The sequence below is a fragment of the Pseudomonas sp. No.21 genome (assembly GCF_054558415.1).
The window spans coordinates 38,423-59,835 of the sequence record NZ_BAAJNO010000014.1; the positions used below are offsets into that span (position 1 = coordinate 38,423).

The following is a 21,413-nucleotide window of genomic DNA, read 5'->3' on the forward strand; positions in this document are numbered from 1 at the left end:
CGTGGGGCATCGGATTCGCAGGATGGGTGGCGTTGCGCGAGCGAAGCGAAACCCTGGCGGTGTTGGCTCGCTCAGCGGGCGCTGAGCTGGCCCTTGAGGCTGGGCCAGTAGTCTTCCAGGTGCAGGTCGATCAGCGCCTGGTTGGTGAAGCGGGTGGCGAGGGATTGGCCGATGTCGACGTCCTCGCGGATCAGGCGGTTGTCCAGGGCATAGCGGGTGAGGGCCTGGTAGTGGGCCTTGAGCTGCTGGTCGCTCTTGGGCGCCCAGCGCTCCTTCCAGGCGACCGGATCGCCCTGGTCGTCGCGGCGCAGGACGCTCTCCGGGGTGCCGGCACGGGAAGAGAGCTGGTAGTAGGCGTCCTGGTTCTGCTCCTGGGAGATCCACCAGGCGGCCTTGACCCAGGCGGTGGCGAGCAGTTGGGTGACGTCCGGGTAGCGCTGGATGAAGTCGTCGGTGCCCCAGAGGTCGGAGACCAGGCGCCAGTCGTTGGAGCCCTGCTTGGTGGACCAGATGATGCGCCCCACGCCCTTGTCTTCGAGCAGGTAGGACTCGTTGAGCAGCACGGCGGCGTCGACCTTGCCGGCGGAGACGGCGGCGGCGCCGACCTGGGGGTTGAGGTTGGCGATCTTGAAGTCGGTCAGGGCCAGGCTCCGGCTGGCGAGGAAGTTGCTGAAGGCGAACTCCCAGGGGCGGCCGCGGTGCAGGGCGATGCGCTTGCCCTTGAGGTCGTCGATGCTTTTGGCCGGGGAGTTGGCCGGCACCACCAGGTACACGTTGTTGCCGTTGCCGCCGGGCACGACCAGCTTGCCGGGCACGCCGCCGGCGGCGCCGATCACCGAGGGCAGGTCGCCGCGCACGGCGAAGTCGATGCTGTTGTTGGAGAAGCCTTCGTTGATCTGCGGGCCGGCGCCGGCATGGGGCAGGGCGATCCAGTCGAGTTTGATGCCGCGCTTGTCCAGCTCCGAGGCCAGCCAGCCTTCTTCGATCACCCGGCCGGGGATGCCGCCGAATACCGGCTTGCCGCCCTGGGTGTAGGCGACGATGGCGATCTTCACCGAGGCGGGGGCTTCGGCGGCATGGGCACCGAAAGCCAAGGCCAGGGCGGCGAGGGCCACCAGGCTGCTGCGCCAGATTCTGTTCATGGTTCCACTCCTTGCAAGGCGTGCCGGTGAGCCCGGCTGATGCTGCAGCGGGAGCAGGATGCATGCCATGGCGCGGGCGCTGGGCACCGGGGCCAGTGCTGGCGCGGGTTTGGCCGTGTGGGGCGTGCCGCGGGCAGCCGTTGCAGTGCTGGTGCCGGCACAAGGGATTGCTGGCGCGTTGCTGCTGGGGCAGCAGTCGGGCTGCTTATATCTTTTATGGAATATATAAATGCTAATTAATAATTTTTTAGTCTATTTGGATTGATGCACTATGGCGGCGCGCCCATCTCTGCCAGGAATGCATCATGTCGCTGCTCACCCACCCCAATGCCCGCGAGTTGACCAAGTCCGTGCGTGCCACGGTCCTGGTCTTCAAGGACCCGCGTTCGCAGGAGCTGCTCAACCGTATCGAGCGTCTGGCGCCGAGCGAGGCCAATGCCCTGATCATCGGCGAGACCGGGACCGGCAAGGAGCTGGTGGCGCGGCACATCCATCACCTCAGCCGTCGCGGCAAGGAGCCTTTCGTGGCGGTCAACTGCGGAGCCTTCCCCGAGTCCCTGGTGGAGAGCGAGCTGTTCGGCCACGAGAAGGGTGCCTTCACCGGGGCGACCAACAGCAAGGCCGGCTGGTTCGAGGCGGCCAACGGCGGGACGCTGTTCCTCGACGAGATCGGCGACCTGCCGCTGAACATGCAGGTGAAGCTGTTGCGCGTGCTGCAGGAGCGCGAGGTGGTGCGCCTGGGGTCGCGCACGCCGATCCCGATCAATGTGCGCCTGGTGGCGGCGACCAACGTCAACCTGGCCGATGCGGTGGTGGCGGGGCATTTCCGCGAGGACCTGTTCTACCGCCTGCACGTGGCGACCATCCGCCTGCCCCCGCTGCGCGAGCGGCCGGGGGATATCCTGCCGCTGGCCGAGTTCTTCCTGGAGGAGCATTGCCAGCGCCTGGGCTACAACCGCGCATCCCTGAGCGTGGAGGCCGAGCGCAAGCTGCTGACCCACAGCTGGCCGGGCAACATCCGCGAGCTGGAGAACGCCATCCACCATGCGCTGCTGGTGTGCCGCAACCAGCAGGTGCAGCCGGGTGACCTGCACCTGGTGGACATGCGCCCGTCGGGTGTGCGCCACGACACGCCGCAGGGCGTGCTGGCCGGCCCGGCCGCGCCGGTGGACCTGGAGGCGGCGCTGACGGCGCTGTTCGAACAGAACCGCCCGGACCTGTACGAGCACATCGAGGAGACGGTGTTTCGCACCGCCTACCGTTTCTGCCATGGCAACCAGCTGCAGACCGGGCGCCTGCTGGGCATCAGCCGCAATATCGTGCGGGCACGGCTGGAGAAGATCGGCGAGCTGGAGGTGAGCCCGAGGGGGGCGCGTATCGCCTGAGCGTCGGGCGGGTTACCGGGCTGAGGCCCGGGCTACGGGTGCAGAGACGAGAGGGGCCCAACCGGCGGTTGGGCCCCTTTTTCATGGGGGCGGAGGCGTGTCGTGGCGGGTCATGATGGGGTTCGCGTGGCTCTACCCATCCTGCGACTGCCGGCATTCGTTCGTGTTGGAACACAGGTGCTTGAAATATCGAACAGTCGGTGCGTATTTTGTGCACGCCGCCAATTCGGCGTGATCGCAGTACCCACAAGGACAACAAGCATGACTACCGACGTCCCAGGTTCCCTCGCAGAACGACTGGCAGGCATCGACGAGATCGAGTGCGTCACCCCTGACCTCAACGGGGTGATGCGGGGCAAGGTGATGACCGGCGAGGGCTTCCTCTCCGGCCGCCGTTTGCAGCTGGCACGGGGCGTGTTGCTGCAATGCATCATGGGTGGCTACCCGCCGGCGAAGTATTACGGCAGCGACGACGGTGACCTGGCGCTGGTGGCCGAGCCGAGCCAGGTGCACCGCCTGCCCTGGAGCGCCACCCCGCGCGCCCTGGCCATCTGCGACGCCCAGGAGCTGGATGGGCGGCCGTCCGGCCTGTCGACCCGCGGCCTGCTGCGCCGGGTGCTGGAGCGCTACGCCGCCCACGGCTGGGCCCCGGTGGTGGCCACCGAGCTGGAGTTCTTCGTCTTCGCGCCGAACCCCGATCCGCACCAGCCGTTCCTGCCGCCGCTGGGCCTGGACGGGCGCCGCGAGGATGGCTGCTCGGCCTTCAGCGTGACTTCCAACAACGGGCTGCGCCCGTTCTTCGAGGAGGTCTATGCGTGCATGGAGCGGCTGGGCATGCCCCGCGACACCTTCCTGCACGAGATGGGCGTGAGCCAGTTCGAGATCAACCTGCTGCATGGCGATGCGATGCTGCTGGCGGACCAGACGTTCCTGTTCAAGCACATGCTCAAGGAGGTGGCGCTCAAGCACGGGGTGACGGTGGTGTGCATGGCCAAGCCGCTGGCGCATACGCCGGGCAGCTCGATGCACATCCACCAGAGCGTGGTGGCGATCGGGGACGGGCGGAATATTTTCAGCGACGGGGCGGGCGAGGCGACCGATGCCTTCTACCATTTCATTGGCGGGCAGCAGGCGGCGATGGCGGATTTCACCGGGCTGTTCGCGCCGAACGTGAATTCCTACCAGCGCCTCTGCCATCCCTATGCGTCGCCGAACAATGCCTGCTGGTCCCACGACAATCGCGCCGCGGGGCTGCGCATTCCGGCCAGCGCGCCGGTGGCGAGGCGGGTGGAGAACCGTTTGCCGGGCGCCGACGCCAACCCGTACCTGGCCATCGCGGCCAGCCTGGCGGCAGGGCTGCACGGCATGGAACAGCGGATCGCGCCGAGCGCGCCCATGCAGGGCGAGTTCGATATTCCCGAATCCCTGGTCCTGCCCTGTACCCTGCATGCCGCTCTGGAGCGTCTGAAGCGCAGTGATCTGGCCCGGGAACTGTTCGGGGAGGAGTTCATCGAAGGCTACATCGCCACCAAGACGATGGAGCTGACCAGCTTCTTCGACCAGATCACCCCCTGGGAACGCCGCGTACTGGCCGCCCAGGCGTAGCATCCCCCCTGCGGGTCGCATATGGCGGCCCGCTCTTGTTCAAGGAGCGCATGGAAAGCCAATGGGTCGTGTCTTGAAGTCCTTTCGTGCCCTTTACTTCGCCACGCTGCTGATGCTCATCGGTTCCGGCCTGCTCAGTACCTACCTGGGCCTGCGCCTGGCCGCCGACAAGGTGGACGGTCTGTGGGTCGGTGCGCTGATGGCGGCCAACTACCTGGGCCTGATCCTCGGCGGCAAGCTGGGGCATCGGTTGATCGCGCGGGTGGGGCATATCCGTGCCTACGTGGCCTGTGCCGGTGCGGTGACGGCGGCGGTGCTGGGGCACGGCCTGGTCGACTGGCTGCCGGCGTGGCTGTTCATGCGCATGCTGGTGGGCCTGGGGATGATGTGCCAGTACATGGTCATCGAGAGCTGGCTCACCGAGCAGGCGGACGCCGGCCAGCGTGGCCAGGTGTTCGCCGGCTACATGGTGGCGTCCTACCTCGGCCTGGTGCTGGGCCAGCTGGTGCTGGTGCTGCATCCGAGCCTGGGCCCGGAGCTGCTGATGCTGGTGGCGATGTGCTTCGCGCTGTGCCTGGTGCCGGTGGCGGTGACCCGCAAGATCCACCCGGCGCCGTTGCACCCGGCGCCCCTGGAGCCGCGCTTCTTCATCAAGCGCGTGCCGCAGTCGATGACCACGGTGCTGATCTCCGGGCTGATGCTCGGCTCCTTCTATGGCCTGGCGCCGCTCTATGCCACGCGGCAGGGGTTGTCCACGGAGCAGATCGGTCTGTTCATGGGCTGCTGCATCCTCGCCGGCCTGCTGGTGCAGTGGCCGCTGGGCTGGCTGTCGGACCGACATGACCGGGCGATGCTGATCCGCACCGTCGCCGCGCTGCTGGTGCTGGCGGCCCTGCCGCTGGCGTTGATGCCGCAGGTGCCGATGGCGCTGCTGTTCCCCATGGGCTTCCTGGTCTGCATGCTGCAGTTCACCCTCTATCCGCTGGCGGTGGCGTTCTCCAACGACCATATCGAAGCGGAGCGGCGGGTCTCGCTGACCGCCATGCTGCTGATCACCTTCGGCGTCGGCGCGAGCATCGGTCCGCTGGTCACCGGTGCGCTGATGAAGCAACTGGGGCCGAACATGTTCTATGCCTTCGCCAGCCTCTGCGCGCTGGTGCTGGTGCTGCGCGTGCGGCCCGACAAGGTGACCGGGCTGCACCGCGTCGACGAGGCGCCGTTGCATCACGTGGCGACCCCGGAGGTCAGTTCGCCCCTGGTGGCCGCCCTCGACCCGCGCGTGGACGAGCAGGTGGTGCACGAGCAGATGGGCGGCGACAGTTTCACGCCGCCGCCCCCTGAGGAGCCCCGTCCCAGCTGATGGCGACGGGCGCCCTTGATTGGCGCCGAATCAATGCCGCTCGCCGCTGTCGGAACTACTCGCCCGGGCGCTCGCTGCTGCGCGCCCGCTACCGGACCGAGGAGGGCTGACCATGAGCTTGAGCATTTCCCTGCACCTGCTGGCCCGGGCGCCGCAGCCCGGCAGCGTCAAGAACCGGCTGGTGCCGGTGCTGGGCGAGGAGGGCGCCAGCCTTCTGCAGCGACAGCTGGTCGAGCGGGCGCTGGGCCTGCCGGTGGCGGGGTTCGGCGAACGCTTCCTGTGGCTGGACGACGGGCCCGACGAGGCGCTTTCGGCTCTCGCCGGCGAGTTGGGCTGGACGGTGGTCGGCCAGCCGGCGGGCGACCTGGGCGAGCGCCTGCGCCGCATCGCCGCGCTGGGCCTGGCGGAGAGCGATGCGGTGGTGCTGTTCGGTCATGACAGCCCGGCACTGGATGCGGATTACCTGGCAGCGGCGTGCGAGGCCTTGCAGCAACATCAGGCGGTGCTCGGGCCGACGGAGGAGGGTGGCTACGTGCTGCTGGGCCTGCGCCGGGTCGATCCACGGCTGTTCGAGTCGATGCCCTGGGGCACCGATCAGCTGCTGGCGCTCACCTGCGAACGCCTGCGGGAACTGGGGTGGAGCCATGGCCAGTTGCCGGTGATGTGGGCGCTGGACCGGCCGGAGCACCTGCCGCGCCTGGCGGGGCTCGGGATAGAGATGCAAGTGCCGTGAGGACGTGCACCGCTCGCGAGGTGAGCGGTGCGGGTGGCTAGAACAGGTCGTCCTTGTCGAAACGTCGGGCTTCGCGCTGCAGCTGGTAGACGAAGCGTTCGATCAGGCGTTGCTCCTGGCCGCCGGAGCGGTAGAAGCGCATGCCGACGAAGGTCATGTCGAGCTTTTCGTCATAGCTGGCGTGGCGCAGTTCGACGGCGGCGACCAGGGTGCCGACCGGCAGCTGGGCGCTGAAGCGCTCATAGACCTGGCCAGGCTGCAGGCGGCTGGTGAGATCGCCGGTGAAGCGCAGCTTGCAGCCGGTAGCGGAGATATCCAGCATGTGCCCGGGCAGGCCCTTGGGCAGTTTGTCGCCGGCCAGTTCCACCACCGCCAGCTGGCTGAGCATCAGCGGAGCGCGGAAGGCATTGCGACGCTGGTGGTAGATCACCTCGTCGGGCAGCGGGCACCAGTAGCAGGCGTCGCCTTCGAACTCCCCGACGCGCACGGGCTGCGGGCATTCCCAGGCGATGCGCACGCCATCGCGGAAACCTTCCAGGCGGAAGCTCTCGCCATTGCGCAGGTAGCGCTCACCATCGTTGGGGATCATCTCGTCGAGGGCCAGCATCTTCTTGTCCTTGTCGATCTCGACGAGGTAGGTCTGGAAGCGCTGGCTGCGCTCGTTGAAGGTGATGATCAGCGGGTCGTGGTTTTGCTGCAGCAGACGAAGATTGGCAAGGATCTCCACCGGCGCCTTGAGCACCTTGGGTGGTTGGGGGCCATCTTCTTCGATAAACGCATTGGACACGTTCCAGGACTCTCCAAGCACGAATGACTTCCGGCACTAGCATACTGGCATCGTGCCGGTAATGTCGTCGTACCTTTATTGTTATCAGGCCTGGCTGAGCGGGCGCTGTCGCGGGATTTTAGCGGCACCGCCACGGCTGTCATAGAGGCTGGGAGCATCCTGACCACGCAGAATCGCCAGGGTGCTGCCGACCGAGGCCTGATTCGCACGAATCAATCGGCCATTGCGCTGGTTGGCGGTCTGGCACTGCTCGAGCACGGCGCTCAGTTCCTCGCTGCGGGCGATCAGGTCGGCCCCCAGTGGCGAGGTTTCGGCGAGCTTGTGCAGGCCGGCACGGTCGGCGGTCAGGTCCAGCGCAAGGAGGGCTTCGGTGCGCTCTTTGCCGTGGGCATCGAGCAGGGCGAGCAGGGGCTGCTTGTCGGCGAGGATCTTTTCGAGATGGCCCAGGTCACGCTCGGTGAGGGCCTTGAATTCGGTATCGATCAGCTCAAGCAGGCGCTGGGCGTGGCCGATATCGTGGGTGAACAGGTCGAGCAGGATAGTGTCTTGCATCGCGGGCTCTGGGGATTGGGCGTCCAATATCCCCAGCGCTGCCGTGGGACTAGCGCTGGGATTCGAAGTCGAGCAGTTTGCTGGCCACGCGCTGACTGTCTACCTGATAGGAGCCGTCGGCAATGGCCTGTTTGATTTTTTCGACGCGTTCCTTGTCCACGGTGGGCAGGTCACGCAGTTTGTCGGTGGCTTTCTGCAGGTTCTGCGCCTCGCTGCTGAGCTGCACGTTCTCACCGGTCTTGGCGGTCTTGGCCGCGTCGGTGGTGGCAGCCTGCGACGGAGTCGTCGAGCTGGAGACGGCTTCGTTCTTGCCGCCGGCCTGGGCGTTGCTCGTACGGCCCGTACCGGGCGGCGTAGCGGCGTTATTCAGCCGGTTGAAGTCGATGACCATGATGCAGAACCTCTGGGTGTTTGGACGCTTACCGACGCTATCGGCAATGCCTAACGAAACTTTAGGCAAATTTCCGGACTTTTTTTCCGGACCTGCAAGTGACGTCGGAACGGCACTTTACACGAGATGGCGTATTTGCATACAAGACCCGTGCCTACATTGCCACTTCGACCTGGCCCGGGCCTACTACCCGGGCTTTGACAACGCGCTTGGACTGCAGGTTGCGCACTCTTATCTGCTGCCCCGGCGAGCCATCGGACAAGGCCTCGCCTGGCATGCGCACGCTGATGCTGCTGCTCCTGGCGGTGATCACCACCTGGTCGCCCTTGCGGATCACCTCGGCGGTCTCCAGGTGCACCGGCGCCAGCACCTGGTCGGCGACCACGGCGCGGGTCAGCTTGAAGCCTTCGGCCTGTGCGGGGTCGGTGAGGTAGCCCTGGTTGAGCAGGCCTACTTCGCGTTCCACCAGGTTGTAGTCATCCGAGGTGACGACCGCCCCCCTGCGTAGCGGACGGGCTACTACTATTACTTCCCGGAACAGCCGCACCTGCGCGGGGACATAGATGCTCCACGGCGTGCTGCCTTCGCAGCGCACGCTGACGGTCACCCGGCCTATGGGTTGTGCCGGGCTTTCCAGTGCGACCGTCAATTCCCTGTCGCAGGCGGCGAGACGCAGGCGTGGGTCGAGACGGTTGATCTGAATGTCGTAACGACCCTGGATATTGTTGGTCTGCAGATAATCCTCCACCGTGAACTCAAGAAAGCCTTGGGTGGAGCCGATAAGGACTTCGGGCGACGTGAGTTCCTCAGCCGAGGCGCCGTTGTGGCCGAGGCCGAGCAAAACAAGTAAAAGAGCCTTAAAAAGATGGCGGCGTTGTGCCATCGTGTGTCGGAAAATCGTCGTCATAGCGTTCATATCAAGATCAAAAGCAAGGCTCGTGCCGCCTGCTACTCTAAGGCGAAGCGTGCTGAAGCTAACAACGGGAGAGTCCTGGCATGGCCGGTGTATTGGATTCGGTTAACCAGCGTACGCAACTGGTCGGTCAGAACCGGCTGGAGTTGCTGCTGTTCCGGCTGGATGGGACCCAGCTCTACGGGATCAACGTGTTCAAGGTGAAGGAGGTGCTGCAATGCCCCAAGCTCACCATCATGCCCAAGTCGAGCCCGGTGGTTCGCGGTGTGGCCAATATCCGCGGGGGCACCATTCCCATCCTCGACCTGGCCATGGCCACCGGTCGACGCGGGCTGGATGACCTGAAGAACAGCTTCGTCATCATCACGGAATACAACACCAAGGTTCAGGGTTTCCTGGTGCGCTCGGTGGAGCGCATCGTCAACATGAACTGGGAGGAGATCCATCCGCCACCCAAGGGGACCGGTCGTGAGCACTACCTGACCGCGGTTACCCGGGTCGACAAGAACCTGGTGGAGATCATCGACGTGGAGAAGATCCTCGCCGAGGTCGCACCGACTTCCGAAGTCATTTCCGAGGGCGTGATCGACCAGAACACCCAGGCCAGTGCCGTCACCAAGCGGGTGCTGATCGTCGACGACTCCTCGGTAGCCCGCAAGCAGCTGATCCGCTGCCTGGAGACGGTGGGCGTCGAGGTCACGGCGCTCAACGACGGTCGCCAGGCTTACAACTACCTGCACGACATGGTCGAGCAGGGCAAGGCGCCGGAAAAGGAATTGCTGATGATCATTTCCGACATCGAGATGCCGGAAATGGACGGCTACACGCTGACGGCGGAGATCCGAGGCGATGCGAGAATGCAGAAACTGCATATCCTCCTGCATACTTCGCTCTCCGGCGTGTTCAACCAGGCGATGGTGAAGAAGGTCGGCGCGGATGACTTCCTCGCCAAGTTCCGACCCGACGACCTGGCGGCGCGGGTGATCGAGCGGATCAGAATCGCTGATGGCGGCTGAGGGATGACTCCCCCAGGAAACAGATATGAATGAGGCGGGCCTAGTGTCTTCAGGTAACTTGGATTTCGAGCAGTTCCGGACCTTCCTGGAAAAAACCTGCGGCATCCTGCTGGGAAGCAACAAGCAGTACCTGGTATCCAGCCGCCTTAACAAGCTGATGGAGCAAAACGGCATCAAGACCCTGGGGGAGCTGATCCAGAAGATCCAGGGTTCCCCCCGTGGCGGCCTGCGCGAGCAGGTCGTCGATGCCATGACCACCAACGAGACCCTGTGGTTTCGCGACACCTATCCCTTCGAGGTACTGAAGAGCCGGGTGTTGCCGGAGATGATCAAGGCCTCGCCCAACCAGCCGCTGCGCATCTGGTCGGCGGCCAGCTCGTCCGGGCAGGAGCCGTTCTCCCTGTCCATGACGATCGACGAGTTCGAGAAGACCAACCTCGGCCAGCTCAAGGCCGGCGTGCGCATCGTCGCCACCGACCTGTCCAGCGCCATGCTCGCCGCCTGCAAGGCCGGCGAGTACGACAGCCTGGCGATGGGGCGCGGGCTCTCCCAGGAGCGCCTGACCCGTTACTTCGACCCCAAGGGGCCGGGGCGCTGGGTGGTCAAGCCGGCGATCCGCAACCGTGTCGAGTTCCGCCCGCTGAACCTGCTGGACAGCTACGCGGCACTGGGCAAGTTCGACATCGTCTTCTGCCGCAACGTGCTGATCTACTTCTCCGCCGAGGTGAAGAAGGACATCCTCACGCGCATCCACGCCACGCTGAAACCCGGCGGCTACCTGTTCCTCGGCGCGTCCGAGGCGCTCAACGGCCTGCCGGACCTGTACCAGATGGTGCAGTGCAGCCCGGGGATCATCTACAAGGTCAAATGACCCGTGGGTGAAATGAAGAAGGGAGGCGAAAGCCTCCCTTTTCATTTGCGCCGCAACGGTGGCGTGTGTCCTCACACCAGCGTGCGGGTCACGTTGATGTTGCCCTGGGTCGCGTTGGAATAGGGGCACACCACGTGCGCCTTGTCGATCAGGTCCTTGGCCACCGCTTTGTCGATGCCCGGCAGGGAGATGCGCAACTCCACCTCGATGCCGAAACCGGTTGGCAGCGTGCCGATCCCGACGATGCCTTCGATGGATGCATCGTCCGGCAGGGTGACCTTCTCCTTGCCGGCCACGAATTTGATGGCACCGAGGAAGCACGCCGAATAGCCGGCCGCGAACAACTGCTCGGGGTTGGTTCCTTCACCTCCCGGCCCGCCCAGTTCCTTGGGCGTGGTCAGCTTCACATCCAGCACGCCATCGGACGATACGGCACGGCCTTCACGGCCGCCGTAGGCTTCGGCGTAGGCGCGGTACAGGGCTTTTTCGATGGGCATTTCGATCTCCTCGGGTTCATCGATCAAGGGGCGATGGCGGCGTTGCGCAGCGGCTGCCGCCAAGCGGAAACCAAAGCCTAGACCACGCAGATGAAAGGAGAGGGCGGAGCGGCAAGCCCCGCATCGGCCGTTGCCGCCCAGCGGCAATGACCACCCGTGCACGTTGCCGCCAGTGCCGGCAAAAGCGGTAATGCCTTGCCGTTGCCGCTGCGATTGCCGTTCGGATTTATCGCAAACTATTGAAAATAAAGGAATTTAAAAGTTGGCACAGCCTTTGCTGAATGTCAGGCAGGTAAACCGAACTGCCACTCGGCAAAGGTTAGAGACATGAGCATCAGCTTCGAAAGCGCCCTCGGCATCCATGAAAAGGCCCTCAGCTTCCGCACCCAGCGTGCCGAAGTGCTGGCCAACAACATCGCCAACGCCGACACGCCCAACTACAAGGCGCGTGACCTGGACTTCAAGGCCGTGCTCCAGCAGCAGGTGGAGAACAGCAAGGGCACCTTCCATGCCAACCTGACCAACGCGCGCCACATCGCCGCCGAAGGCGCCAGCCTGTTCGACGAAAGCCTCAAGTACCGCATTCCGTTCCAGCCCTCGATCGATCAGAACACCGTCGACCTGCAGCAGGAACAGTCGACCTACACCGAGAACTCCATGCAGTTCCAGGCCAGCTTCACCCTGCTCAACAGCAAGTTCAAAGGGCTGGTCAACGCCCTGCGCGGCGAATAAGGGGAGATCACCACCATGTCACTGTCCAGCGTCTTCAACATTGCCGGCACCGGCATGAGTGCCCAGAGCACTCGCCTGAACACCATCTCCAGCAACATCGCCAACGCCGAGACGGTGTCCTCCAGCCTCAACCAGACCTACCGTGCCCGCCACCCGGTCTTCGCCACCATGTTCCAGAGCCAGCTCAACAGCGAGAACGGCGGCAGCGCCTCGCTGTTCGCCGGCGAGGACGAATCCGGTCGTGGCGTGCAGGTGCTCGGTGTGATCGAAGACCAGAGCGCCCTGACCCCGCGCTACGAGCCGAACCACCCGGCTGCCAACGCCGATGGCTACGTGTACTACCCCAACGTCAACGTGGTGGAGGAGATGGCCGACATGATTTCCGCCAGCCGTGCCTTCCAGACCAACGTCGAAATGATGAACACCGCCAAGCAGATGATGCAGCGCGTACTGACCCTGGGTCAGTAAGGCGCGAGTGAGGGAACAAGATGAGCGTTGACAGCGTAAGCGGAACTTCGAGCAGCTCGGTCCTCGACCAGTACAAGCTCAAGGACAACGACAAGACCAAGGACAGCTCGCTGGGCAAGGACCAGTTCCTGCAGCTGCTGGTGGCTCAGATGAACAACCAGAACCCGCTGGACCCGCAGACCAACAGCGAGTTCGTCGCGCAGCTGGCCCAGTTCAGTACCGTGGAAGGTCTCGACAACCTGAACACCAGTGTCGAGAGCATCCTCTCCAGCACCCAGTCCTCGCAGGCGCTGCAGGCGTCCTCCCTGGTCGGCCGCAAGGTCATCGTCACCACCAACAAGGCGGTGGTGGACACCAGCGAGACAATGAAGGGCAGCATCAACCTCACCGGCGCCAGCACCAACGTCTATGTCAACGTGCTGGACAGCAAGGGCAACACCGTCAACCGCATCAACCTGGGCGCCCAGAGTGCCGGCCAGGTCAGCTTCATGTGGGACGGCAAGGATTCGAGCGGCAACGTCGCGCCGAACGGTACCTACACCTTCCAGGCCGAGGCGGCCATCGACGGCAAGACGGTGGCGATGTCCACCAACCTGCCGGCGAACGTGGACAGCGTCACCCTCGGCCTGAATGGTGCCGAGATGACGCTCAACCTCGCCGGGCTGGGCAGCGTCGCACTCTCCAAGGTCAAGGTCATCGGTCAATAATCGTCGGCGGCGCCGGCGTTACAGGAGCATCCCATGTCGTTCAATATCGGACTCAGCGGCATCCGCGCCGCCTCCAGTGACCTCAATATCACTGGCAACAACATCGCCAACGCCGGCACCGTCGGCTTCAAGCAATCCCGTGGCGAGTTCCAGGACCTGTACTCGGCCTCCGTTCTCGGTTCCGGCAGCAAGACCATCGGCAGCGGCGTGCTGCTGGGCAACGTCGCCCAGCTCTACAACCAGGGCACCATCGACTACACCGAGAACGCCCTCGACCTGGCGGTGAACGGCAACGGCTTCTTCATCACCAGCAACAACGGCGCCATCAGCTACACCCGCGCCGGCTACTTCGGCACCGACAAGAACGGCTACATCGTCGACAACAACGGCTATCGCCTGCAGGGCTACTCGGTGGATGCCAACGGTGCGCTGCAGAGCGGCGTGGTCGGCGACCTGGTGATCCAGACCAACAACCAGCAGCCCAAGGCCACCACCACCATCACCCAGCCGTTCAACCTCAACTCCACCAACACGGTGCCGACCAAGACGCCGTTCGACCCGGCCGACCCGACCACCTACAACTCGTCGACCTCGGTGAACATCTATGACGCCCAGGGCAACGCCCACGTCATGACCCAGTACTTCGTCAAGGCGGCCACCCCGGCCAACACCTGGACCATGAACGTGCTGATCGACGGTCGCAACCCGACCAACCCGGCCAGCACTGCGCCGATCAACACCACGGTGGGCTTCACCAGCTCCGGCCAGCTCGACACCACCACCTTCACCGGCACGGGCGGCTTCACCGTCAACGCCGACGGCACCCTGGGCATCACCGGCTGGGTGCCGGCGCAGTCCAACGGCGCCACTCCGCCGGTGTGGAGTGCCAACGGCGCCGCCGCCGCGCCGACCATCAGCTTCGATATCCGCGGCTCGACCCAGTTCTCCAGCGCCTTCGCGGTGACCAAGGTCGCCCAGGACGGCTACACCACCGGCCAGCTGTCGGGCCTGGAGATCGACGACGAAGGCAACATCTTCGCCCGCTACACCAACGGCCAGTCGAAGATCCAGGGCCAGGTGGTGCTGGCGAACTTCGCCAACGTCCAGGGCCTGACCCCGGTGGGCAAGACCTCCTGGGTGCAGTCCTCCGAATCCGGCGAGCCGGTCATCGGCACCCCGCGCTCCGGCACCCTGGGCGCCCTGCAGTCCGGCGCCCTGGAAGCCTCCAACGTCGATATCTCCACCGAGCTGGTCGACCTGATCGTGGCGCAGCGCAACTACCAGGCCAACGCCAAGACCATCGAGACCGAGAACGCAGTCACCCAGACCATCATCAACCTGCGTTGAGTAGTGCTTGCCGCCCGGGTCATCGGGCGGCAAGGACCTTGCCGCTGGCGGCAGCCCCTCGCCGCCACGGCATTCGAAGGCCCCTTGCTTGGGCCTTTTTCTTTTTGTTTTTCCCTTCTGTATCAGTGGCTTGCACTTATTTCTCCGTTTCTGGCACAGCAATTGCTGAATAGCCTGCAAAGAGTCAGCGGGCGTCAAAAGCCCACTCGGAGAACCCCATGGACAAGATGCTGTACGTCTCCATGTCAGGCGCCAGCCAGAACACCCTGGCCCAGCGCGCCCACGCCAACAACCTGGCGAACATTTCCACTACGGGCTTTCGTCGCGACTACGAGCAGGCCCGTTCCATGCCCGTGTTCGGCGACACCTTTCCGGCGCGCGTCTACGCCATGAGCGAGCGCCCCGGCACCGACTTCACACCGGGCTCCATGCAGGAAACCGGACGCGACCTGGACATCGCCATCGGTGGCCAGGGCTGGATCGCCGTGCAGTCGGGCAATGGCAGCGAAGCCTATGTACGCACCGCCAGCCTGCAGGTCGACGCCCTCGGCCAGCTGCGTACCGGCGACGGTTTGCCGGTGATCGGCAATGCCGGTCCCATCGCCATCCCGCCGGAGCAGAAGGTGGAGATCGGCGCCGACGGCACCATCAGCATCCGCTCCCTGGGCGAGGCCCCGAACGTGATGGCCGAGGTCGACCGCATCAAGCTGGTCAACCCCGATCTCAAGCAGCTGGAAAAGGGCACCGACGGCCTGATGCGCCTCAAGAGCGGCCAGCCCGCGCCGGTGGATGGCGCCGTCCAGGTGACCTCGGGCTTCCTCGAGGGCAGCAACGTCAACGCGGTGGAAGAGATGACCGCGATCCTCTCGCTGTCCCGCCAGTTCGAACTGCACGTGAAGATGATGCGCACCGCCGAAGACGATGCTTCGGCGATGGCACGGGTCATGCAACTCAGCTAATTACCAGTACGCGGCGCCATGAAACCGGCGCCCGAGGAGAACGAAGATGCTTCCGGCACTCTGGGTCAGCAAGACGGGCCTCGCGGCTCAGGACATGAACCTGACCACCATTTCCAACAACCTGGCGAACGTATCGACCACGGGTTTCAAACGTGATCGCGCCGAGTTCGAGGACCTGCTGTACCAGATCCGCCGCCAGCCCGGCGCGCAGAGCACCCAGGACAGCGAGCTGCCCAGCGGCCTGCAACTGGGTACCGGCGTGCGCATCGCCGGCACCCAGAAGATCTTCACCCAGGGCAGCCTGCAGACCACCGAGCAGCCGCTCGACCTGGCGGTGAACGGCCGTGGCTTCTTCCAGATCCTGATGCCGGACGGCACCGTCGCCTACACCCGCGATGGCAGCTTCCACCTGAACTCCGACGGCCAGGTCGTCACCTCCCAGGGCTATCCCCTGGAGCCGGCGATCGTGCTGCCGGCCGAGGTGCAGACCTTCACCGTGGGCGAGGACGGCACCGCATCCGTCACCACCTTCGGCAACCCCACCCCGCAGGTGATCGGCAACATCCAGACCGCCGACTTCGTCAACTACGGCGGCCTGCAGGCCATCGGCAACAACCTGTTCCTGGAGACCGCCTCCAGCGGTGCGCCGCAGGTCGGCACCCCCGGCCTGACCGGCCTGGGCAACGTGCTGCAGAACACCCTGGAAAACTCCAACGTCAGCGTGGTCGAGGAGCTGGTGAACATGATCACCACCCAGCGCGCCTACGAGATGAACTCCAAGGTCATCTCCACGGCCGACTCGATGCTCGGATTCCTCTCGCAGAACCTGTAATACCCCCGAGGTAAGTTGTCATGAACCGGCTGATCCTTCCTGTCTCGCTGCTCGCCGCCCACCTGCTCACCGGGTGCGTCGCGCCGGCCGCCAAACCGAACGATCCCTATTACGCCCCCGTCCTGCCGCGCACGCCCATGCCCGCCGCGCAGAACAACGGCTCCATTTATCAGGCCGGCTTCGAAACCAATCTCTACGACGACCGCAAGGCGTATCGTGTCGGTGACATCATCACCATCACCCTCAACGAGCGTACCCAGGCCAGCAAGAACGCCACCTCGCAGATCCAGAAGGACAGCACGGCCAACCTCGGGCTGACCTCGTTGTTCGGCGGCGGCGTGCGGGTCGACAACCCCAGCACCGGCCTCAACCCGCTCAAGGCGGAGAACCTGTCCATGGACGTCGGCTACAGCGGCTCCCGCGACACCAGCGGCAACTCCCAGGCGGGGCAGAGCAACAGCCTCAGCGGCTCGATCACCGTCACCGTCTCCGAAGTGCTGCCCAACGGTATCCTCGCCGTGCGCGGCGAGAAGTGGATGACCCTCAATACCGGCGACGAGCTGGTGCGCATCGCCGGCCTGGTCCGCGCCGACGACATCGGCACCGACAACAGCGTCTCCTCCAACCGCATCGCCGATGCGCGCATCACCTATTCCGGCACCGGCGCCTTCGCCGATGCCAGCCAGCCAGGATGGTTCGACCGCTTCTTCATGAGCCCGCTGTGGCCGTTCTGAGCAGGTGATTGCGAAGATGAAACGACTGACCGCTGCCCTCTGCCTGTTGCTCGCCGCCACGACCGTCCATGCCGAACGGCTGAAGGACCTGGCGAGCATTCAGGGCGTGCGTAACAACCAGCTGATCGGCTACGGCCTGGTGGTGGGCCTCAACGGTACCGGCGACCAGACCACCCAGACGCCCTTCACCCTGCAGACCTTCAACAACATGCTGGCGCAGTTCGGCATCAAGGTGCCGGCCGGCTCCGGCAACGTGCAGCTGAAGAACGTCGCGGCCGTGTCCATCCACGCCGACCTGCCGCCCTTCGCCAAGCCGGGCCAGGCCATCGACGTCACCATCTCGTCCATCGGCAACGCCAAGAGCCTGCGCGGCGGCAGCCTGCTGATGGCGCCGCTGAAGGGCATCGACGGCAACGTCTACGCCATCGCCCAGGGCAACCTGGTGGTCGGCGGCTTCGACGCCGAAGGCAGCGACGGCTCGAAAATCACCGTCAACGTTCCGTCGTCCGGCCGCATTCCCGCCGGTGCCACGGTCGAGCGCCCGGTACCCAGCGGCTTCGACCAGGGCAACACCCTGACCCTGAACCTCAATCGCCCGGACTTCACCACCGCCAAGAACATCGTCGACAAGCTCAACGAACTGCTCGGCCCGGGCGTCGCCCAGGCGCTGGACGGCGGCTCGGTGCGCGTCACCGCGCCGATGGACCCGAGCCAGCGCGTCGACTACATGTCGGTGCTGGAGAACCTCGAAGTGGAAGCCGGCCAGGCGGTGGCCAAGGTCATCATCAACTCGCGCACCGGCACCATCGTCATCGGCCAGAACGTCAAGGTGCAGCCGGCCGCCGTCACCCACGGCAGCCTGACCGTGACCATCACCGAAGACCCCATCGTCAGCCAGCCCGGTGCCCTGTCCGGTGGGCAGACCGCCGTGGTGCCGCGCTCCAAGGTCAACGCCGACCAGGAAGCCAAGCCGATGTTCAAGTTCGGCCCCGGCACCACCCTGGACGAGATCGTCCGTGCGGTGAACCAGGTGGGCGCCGCGCCTTCCGACCTGATGGCCATCCTCGAGGCGCTCAAGCAAGCCGGCGCCCTCCAGGCCGACCTGATCGTGATCTGAGGAGGCGGCCATGGACTCCAGACTCTCGGCAGGAATAGGCGCAGGCAGCCCCGTCGATACCGGCGCGTACACCGACCTCAACCGCATGGCCCAGTTCAAGGTGGGCAAGGATCGGGACAGCGACGCGAACATCAAGAAGGTCGCCCAGGAATTCGAGTCGCTGTTCCTCAACGAGATGATGAAGGCCATGCGCTCGGCCAACAATGTGTTCGCCGAGGGCAACTTCCTCAACAGCAACGAGAGCAAGACCTACCAGGACATGTACGACCAGCAGCTGGCCGTGACCATCTCCAAGGGGCAGGGCATCGGCCTGTCCGACGTGCTGACCCGCCAGCTGACCAAGAACAAGGGCGTCTCCAAGGCCACCGGCCCGAACCCCTTCGCCCAGGTGGCCGAGACCAACGGCATCAGCTGGCCGCAGAAGGGCAGCAAGCTCGAAGCACCGGCCGACGGTCGCGACGACTCCAGGCTGCTGGCCATGCGTCGCATCAGCCTGCCGAGCAAGCTCACCGACCGCCTGCTGGCCGGCATCGTGCCCTCCGCCAGCGCCGCCGAAGGCGCTGCCCAGGCGCCGGCGCAGAGCCAGGCCCTGGCCGGCTCCGACTGGCTGCCGGCCAAGTCCTATGGCGCCCCCGAGACCAGCGCCAACCGCATCGCCGGCAACGACGCCGTGATCGGCCGGCGCATCGCCCAGCCGCCACTGGCGCCGGGCAAGTCCGCGTTCGGCTCGCCGCAGGAGTTCATCGACACCATGCTGCCCATGGCCCAGGAGGCGGCGAAGAGCATCGGTGTCGACCCCCGTTACCTGGTGGCCCAGGCGGCGCTCGAGACCGGCTGGGGCAAATCGATCATCCGCCAGCAGGACGGCAGCAGCAGCCACAACCTGTTCGGCATCAAGTCCCATGGCTGGGACGGCCAGTCGGCCCGTGCCCTGACCACCGAATTCAAGGACGGCCAGGCCGTCAAGGAAGCGGCATCGTTCCGCGCATACGATTCCTATCAGCAGAGCTTCCACGATTATGTGAACTTTCTGCAGGGGAACGATCGATATCAAGAGGCACTGGAAGTAACCGACAAGCCTGAGCGTTTCGTCCGCGAACTGCAGCAGGCCGGCTACGCGACCGACCCGCAATACGCGCGCAAGGTCGCCCAGATCGCCCGGCAGATGCAGACCTACCAGGCTGTAGCGGCCGGCGAGTCGGCGGTGCCCCGCTCATGAGGATGAGACATGGCTGACCTGTTATCCATCGGGCTGTCCGGGCTGCGCACCTCGCAGACCTCCCTGACGGTGACCGGACACAACATCAGCAACGTGAACACGCCGGGCTATTCGCGCCAGCAGGCCGTGCAGCAATCGAACATCCCGCAGTTCACCGGCGGCGGCTACATCGGCTCCGGCAGCCAGGTGGTCGACGTGCGTCGCCTGGCCAGCGAGTTCCTCACCTCGCAGCTGCGCACCGCCACCAGCCAGAACAGCGAACTGCAGACCTTCAAGAGCCAGATCGAACAGCTCGACGGCCTGCTGTCCAACACCACCACCGGCATCAGCCCGGCGCTGAAGAGCTTCTTCACCTCGCTGCAGACCGCCTCCCAGGACCCGTCCTCGGTGGCTGCGCGCGAGGCGGTGCTGTCCCAGGCCAAGGGCCTGGCGGACACCTTCAATACCCTCTACGACCAGCTCGACAAGCAGAACAGCCAGATCAACGACCAGCTCGGCGCGCTGACCACCCAGGTCAACTCCCTGGCCGCCAACGTCGCCAACTACAACGACGCCATCGCCAAGGCCCGCGCCAGCGGCGCCGAGCCCAACGACCTGCTGGACGCCCGTGACGAGGCCATCCGCCAGATTTCCGAGATGATCGGGGTCAAGACCCTGGAGCAGAGCGACGGCAGCGTCAGCCTCTTCGTCGGCACCGGGCAGCCGTTGGTGGTGGGCAACACCGCTTCCACCCTGCGTGCCAAGCCCGGCGTCGACGACCCGTCGCGCTACCAGATCGACCTGGTCACAGGCGGCGTCTCGCAGACCATCACCACGCAGATCTCCGGTGGCGAGATGGGCGGCCTGCTGGCCTACCGCGACACCGCGCTGGACCAGTCGTACAACGCCCTCGGCCAGCTGGCGATCACCCTCTCCGACACCATCAACAGGCAGCTGGGGCAGGGCCTGGATTCCGCCGGTCGGGCCGGCAGTCCGCTGTTCGGCAACATCAACGACCCGCAGTCGACGTCGCTGCGGGTGCTGCCGAACGTCAACAACACCGGCACCGCCAATGCCACGCTGAACATCACCGACACCAGCAAGCTCGGTACCAGCGACTACCGCCTGGATTTCGACGGCACCAACTACACCGCCACGCGCCTGTCGGACAACGCGCCGATGACGGTCACCGTCACCGGCACCGGCCCCTACACCCTGGCCTTCGCCGACGCCGCGGGCAACGACCAGGGCTTCCAGGTGCAGCTGGACTCGCTGCCGGCGGCCAATGATCGTTTCACCCTGCAGCCGACCCGGCGCGGCGCCACGGATTTCGAGAGCGTGCTCAAGACCTCCGACCAGCTGGCCTTCTCCGGCTCGGCGCGGGCCGAGGCGACCACCAACAACCGTGGCACCGGCACCATCAGCCAGCCGGCCCTGACCAGCGGGCCCTCGCCGATCGACGTCACCGACCTGCAGGACCTGTTCGGCGCCAGCGGCATCGCGCTGACCTTCGACGCGACCACCAACACCCTCAACGGCACCCTGCCGGCCGGCGCCACCCTGAGCTACGTGTCGCCGTCCACCACGGCGCTGACCCCGGGGCAGACCAACACCCTGCGGCTGAACTACACCGACCCGTCGACCAACAACAGCTACACCTACGAATTCACCATGGGCGGCACCCCGCAGAGCGGCGATAGCTTCAGCCTGGCCTTCAACAACAAGGGCACCGGCGACAACCGCAACGCCCTGGCCCTGGTCGGCCTGCAGACCAAGCCGGTGGTCGGCAACGGCAGCACCGGCGCCACCTACACCGATGCCTATAGCGGACTGGTGGAGCGGGTCGGTTCGCTGACCGCGCAGGTGCGGGTCAACTCCGATGCCAGCGAGGCGGTGCTGAGCCAGGCGCAGGAGAACCGCGACTCGCTCTCGGGCGTGAACCTGGACGAGGAGGCGGCGAACCTGATCCAGTTCCAGCAGTACTACAACGCCAACGCCCAGGTCATTCAAGTTGCGCGCGCGCTGTTCGATACACTCATAGGCGCCTTCAATTGAGGCTGATGTGAA

The 21,413-nt window shown here is 65.3% G+C and carries 22 protein-coding genes; 16 read left to right on the forward strand and 6 right to left on the reverse strand.

The features are described from left to right. Positions 1 to 71: 71 nt before the first annotated feature. Positions 72 to 1,142, reverse strand: coding sequence for an ABC transporter substrate-binding protein (locus ACYJSS_RS25440; protein WP_111260935.1), 1,071 nt, complete (start codon positions 1,140 to 1,142; stop codon positions 72 to 74). A 305-nt stretch (positions 1,143 to 1,447) separates the two neighbouring features. Between ACYJSS_RS25440 and ACYJSS_RS25445 the strand changes: the two genes are divergently transcribed. From ACYJSS_RS25445 to ACYJSS_RS25460, 4 genes are all read left to right on the forward strand, one after another. Next, a complete protein-coding gene (locus ACYJSS_RS25445) occupies positions 1,448 to 2,527 on the forward strand; it encodes a sigma-54 interaction domain-containing protein (protein ID WP_111260934.1) in 1,080 nt (359 codons plus the stop codon). A gap of 363 nt (positions 2,528 to 2,890) precedes the next feature. Next, positions 2,891 to 4,132, forward strand: coding sequence for a glutamine synthetase family protein (locus ACYJSS_RS25450; RefSeq protein WP_236205892.1), 1,242 nt, complete (start codon positions 2,891 to 2,893; stop codon positions 4,130 to 4,132). Between the two features lie 61 nt (positions 4,133 to 4,193). Then, entirely contained in the window at positions 4,194 to 5,492 is a 1,299-nt protein-coding gene (locus ACYJSS_RS25455; protein WP_111260932.1) for an MFS transporter, read from the forward strand. Positions 5,493 to 5,604: 112 nt separating this feature from the next. Further along, complete coding sequence (locus tag ACYJSS_RS25460; RefSeq protein ID WP_236205864.1) at positions 5,605 to 6,225, forward strand: TIGR04282 family arsenosugar biosynthesis glycosyltransferase; 621 nt, start codon at positions 5,605 to 5,607, stop codon at positions 6,223 to 6,225. A gap of 37 nt (positions 6,226 to 6,262) precedes the next feature. Here ACYJSS_RS25460 and ACYJSS_RS25465 read toward each other — a convergent pair whose 3' ends face one another. The 4 genes from ACYJSS_RS25465 to flgA all read right to left on the reverse strand — a co-directional run bounded on the left by ACYJSS_RS25465 (position 6,263) and on the right by flgA (position 8,871). Then, positions 6,263 to 7,012 carry a flagellar brake protein gene (locus ACYJSS_RS25465; RefSeq protein WP_111260930.1) on the reverse strand — a complete coding sequence of 250 codons (750 nt, stop codon included), beginning with the start codon at positions 7,010 to 7,012 and terminating at the stop codon, positions 6,263 to 6,265. 84 nt (positions 7,013 to 7,096) lie between these two features. After that, on the reverse strand, positions 7,097 to 7,564 hold the full coding sequence (locus ACYJSS_RS25470) for a flagella synthesis protein FlgN (RefSeq protein WP_111260929.1): 468 nt from the start codon (positions 7,562 to 7,564) through the stop codon (positions 7,097 to 7,099). Positions 7,565 to 7,613: 49 nt separating this feature from the next. After that, the gene (flgM, locus tag ACYJSS_RS25475) at positions 7,614 to 7,955 is read right to left on the reverse strand and encodes a flagellar biosynthesis anti-sigma factor FlgM (protein WP_111260928.1); all 342 of its coding nucleotides are present in this window, start codon (positions 7,953 to 7,955) and stop codon (positions 7,614 to 7,616) included. Positions 7,956 to 8,109: 154 nt separating this feature from the next. Then, positions 8,110 to 8,871 (reverse strand): flagellar basal body P-ring formation chaperone FlgA, encoded by a 762-nt coding sequence (flgA, locus tag ACYJSS_RS25480; RefSeq protein ID WP_111260927.1) that lies wholly within the window; start codon positions 8,869 to 8,871, stop codon positions 8,110 to 8,112. Between the two features lie 80 nt (positions 8,872 to 8,951). Here flgA and ACYJSS_RS25485 point away from each other — a divergent pair, with 80 nt between their 5' ends. Together ACYJSS_RS25485 and cheR are read left to right on the forward strand one after the other, a co-directional pair. Then, complete coding sequence (locus ACYJSS_RS25485; RefSeq protein ID WP_111260926.1) at positions 8,952 to 9,884, forward strand: chemotaxis protein CheV; 933 nt, start codon at positions 8,952 to 8,954, stop codon at positions 9,882 to 9,884. 43 nt (positions 9,885 to 9,927) lie between these two features. Beyond that, positions 9,928 to 10,755 (forward strand): protein-glutamate O-methyltransferase CheR, encoded by an 828-nt coding sequence (cheR, locus tag ACYJSS_RS25490; protein ID WP_111260939.1) that lies wholly within the window; start codon positions 9,928 to 9,930, stop codon positions 10,753 to 10,755. A 71-nt stretch (positions 10,756 to 10,826) separates the two neighbouring features. Here cheR and ACYJSS_RS25495 read toward each other — a convergent pair whose 3' ends face one another. Beyond that, a complete protein-coding gene (locus tag ACYJSS_RS25495) occupies positions 10,827 to 11,252 on the reverse strand; it encodes an organic hydroperoxide resistance protein (protein ID WP_236205865.1) in 426 nt (141 codons plus the stop codon). 327 nt (positions 11,253 to 11,579) lie between these two features. On the opposite strand from ACYJSS_RS25495, the gene flgB reads away from it, so the two are divergent. The 10 genes from flgB to flgK all read left to right on the forward strand — a co-directional run bounded on the left by flgB (position 11,580) and on the right by flgK (position 21,401). After that, positions 11,580 to 11,984 (forward strand): flagellar basal body rod protein FlgB, encoded by a 405-nt coding sequence (gene flgB, locus ACYJSS_RS25500; RefSeq protein ID WP_111260924.1) that lies wholly within the window; start codon positions 11,580 to 11,582, stop codon positions 11,982 to 11,984. A 15-nt stretch (positions 11,985 to 11,999) separates the two neighbouring features. Then, entirely contained in the window at positions 12,000 to 12,452 is a 453-nt protein-coding gene (flgC, locus tag ACYJSS_RS25505) for a flagellar basal body rod protein FlgC (RefSeq protein WP_111260923.1), read from the forward strand. 20 nt (positions 12,453 to 12,472) lie between these two features. Beyond that, positions 12,473 to 13,159 (forward strand): flagellar hook assembly protein FlgD, encoded by a 687-nt coding sequence (gene flgD / locus ACYJSS_RS25510; RefSeq protein ID WP_111260922.1) that lies wholly within the window; start codon positions 12,473 to 12,475, stop codon positions 13,157 to 13,159. A 33-nt stretch (positions 13,160 to 13,192) separates the two neighbouring features. Further along, the gene (flgE, locus tag ACYJSS_RS25515; RefSeq protein WP_111260921.1) at positions 13,193 to 14,506 is read left to right on the forward strand and encodes a flagellar hook protein FlgE; all 1,314 of its coding nucleotides are present in this window, start codon (positions 13,193 to 13,195) and stop codon (positions 14,504 to 14,506) included. 218 nt (positions 14,507 to 14,724) lie between these two features. Further along, a complete protein-coding gene (locus tag ACYJSS_RS25520; protein WP_111260920.1) occupies positions 14,725 to 15,465 on the forward strand; it encodes a flagellar basal body rod protein FlgF in 741 nt (246 codons plus the stop codon). A 46-nt stretch (positions 15,466 to 15,511) separates the two neighbouring features. Beyond that, complete coding sequence (flgG, locus tag ACYJSS_RS25525) at positions 15,512 to 16,297, forward strand: flagellar basal-body rod protein FlgG (RefSeq protein ID WP_111260919.1); 786 nt, start codon at positions 15,512 to 15,514, stop codon at positions 16,295 to 16,297. Between the two features lie 20 nt (positions 16,298 to 16,317). Continuing rightward, positions 16,318 to 17,031: a flagellar basal body L-ring protein FlgH gene (gene flgH, locus ACYJSS_RS25530; protein WP_184488951.1), complete on the forward strand. Its 714-nt coding sequence runs from the start codon at positions 16,318 to 16,320 to the stop codon at positions 17,029 to 17,031. A 7-nt stretch (positions 17,032 to 17,038) separates the two neighbouring features. Beyond that, positions 17,039 to 18,148, forward strand: a complete 1,110-nt coding sequence (locus ACYJSS_RS25535; protein WP_371921686.1) for a flagellar basal body P-ring protein FlgI — start codon at positions 17,039 to 17,041, stop codon at positions 18,146 to 18,148. 10 nt (positions 18,149 to 18,158) lie between these two features. Further along, on the forward strand, positions 18,159 to 19,367 hold the full coding sequence (flgJ, locus tag ACYJSS_RS25540) for a flagellar assembly peptidoglycan hydrolase FlgJ (RefSeq protein WP_236205866.1): 1,209 nt from the start codon (positions 18,159 to 18,161) through the stop codon (positions 19,365 to 19,367). 9 nt (positions 19,368 to 19,376) lie between these two features. After that, positions 19,377 to 21,401 carry a flagellar hook-associated protein FlgK gene (flgK, locus tag ACYJSS_RS25545; protein WP_111260915.1) on the forward strand — a complete coding sequence of 675 codons (2,025 nt, stop codon included), beginning with the start codon at positions 19,377 to 19,379 and terminating at the stop codon, positions 21,399 to 21,401. The last annotated feature ends 12 nt before the right edge of the window (positions 21,402 to 21,413 follow it).

Excerpts from the sequence above, each read along its gene's own strand:
- flgD (WP_111260922.1), top strand. The coding sequence starts at position 12,473 with ATGAGCGTTGACAGCGTAAGCGGAACTTCGAGCAGCTCGGTCCTCGAC.
- flgE (WP_111260921.1), top strand. The coding sequence starts at position 13,193 with ATGTCGTTCAATATCGGACTCAGCGGCATCCGCGCCGCCTCCAGTGAC.
- flgJ (WP_236205866.1), top strand. The coding sequence starts at position 18,159 with ATGGACTCCAGACTCTCGGCAGGAATAGGCGCAGGCAGCCCCGTCGAT.
- ACYJSS_RS25440 (WP_111260935.1), bottom strand. The coding sequence starts at position 1,142 with ATGAACAGAATCTGGCGCAGCAGCCTGGTGGCCCTCGCCGCCCTGGCC.
- ACYJSS_RS25460 (WP_236205864.1), top strand. The coding sequence starts at position 5,605 with ATGAGCTTGAGCATTTCCCTGCACCTGCTGGCCCGGGCGCCGCAGCCC.
- ACYJSS_RS25520 (WP_111260920.1), top strand. The coding sequence starts at position 14,725 with ATGGACAAGATGCTGTACGTCTCCATGTCAGGCGCCAGCCAGAACACC.
- flgK (WP_111260915.1), top strand. The coding sequence starts at position 19,377 with ATGGCTGACCTGTTATCCATCGGGCTGTCCGGGCTGCGCACCTCGCAG.
- ACYJSS_RS25495 (WP_236205865.1), bottom strand. The coding sequence starts at position 11,252 with ATGCCCATCGAAAAAGCCCTGTACCGCGCCTACGCCGAAGCCTACGGC.
- ACYJSS_RS25485 (WP_111260926.1), top strand. The coding sequence starts at position 8,952 with ATGGCCGGTGTATTGGATTCGGTTAACCAGCGTACGCAACTGGTCGGT.
- ACYJSS_RS25455 (WP_111260932.1), top strand. The coding sequence starts at position 4,194 with ATGGGTCGTGTCTTGAAGTCCTTTCGTGCCCTTTACTTCGCCACGCTG.
- flgM (WP_111260928.1), bottom strand. The coding sequence starts at position 7,955 with ATGGTCATCGACTTCAACCGGCTGAATAACGCCGCTACGCCGCCCGGT.
- flgC (WP_111260923.1), top strand. The coding sequence starts at position 12,000 with ATGTCACTGTCCAGCGTCTTCAACATTGCCGGCACCGGCATGAGTGCC.
- ACYJSS_RS25470 (WP_111260929.1), bottom strand. The coding sequence starts at position 7,564 with ATGCAAGACACTATCCTGCTCGACCTGTTCACCCACGATATCGGCCAC.
- flgG (WP_111260919.1), top strand. The coding sequence starts at position 15,512 with ATGCTTCCGGCACTCTGGGTCAGCAAGACGGGCCTCGCGGCTCAGGAC.
- ACYJSS_RS25445 (WP_111260934.1), top strand. The coding sequence starts at position 1,448 with ATGTCGCTGCTCACCCACCCCAATGCCCGCGAGTTGACCAAGTCCGTG.
- flgA (WP_111260927.1), bottom strand. The coding sequence starts at position 8,871 with ATGAACGCTATGACGACGATTTTCCGACACACGATGGCACAACGCCGC.
- ACYJSS_RS25450 (WP_236205892.1), top strand. The coding sequence starts at position 2,891 with ATGACCGGCGAGGGCTTCCTCTCCGGCCGCCGTTTGCAGCTGGCACGG.
- flgB (WP_111260924.1), top strand. The coding sequence starts at position 11,580 with ATGAGCATCAGCTTCGAAAGCGCCCTCGGCATCCATGAAAAGGCCCTC.
- flgH (WP_184488951.1), top strand. The coding sequence starts at position 16,318 with ATGAACCGGCTGATCCTTCCTGTCTCGCTGCTCGCCGCCCACCTGCTC.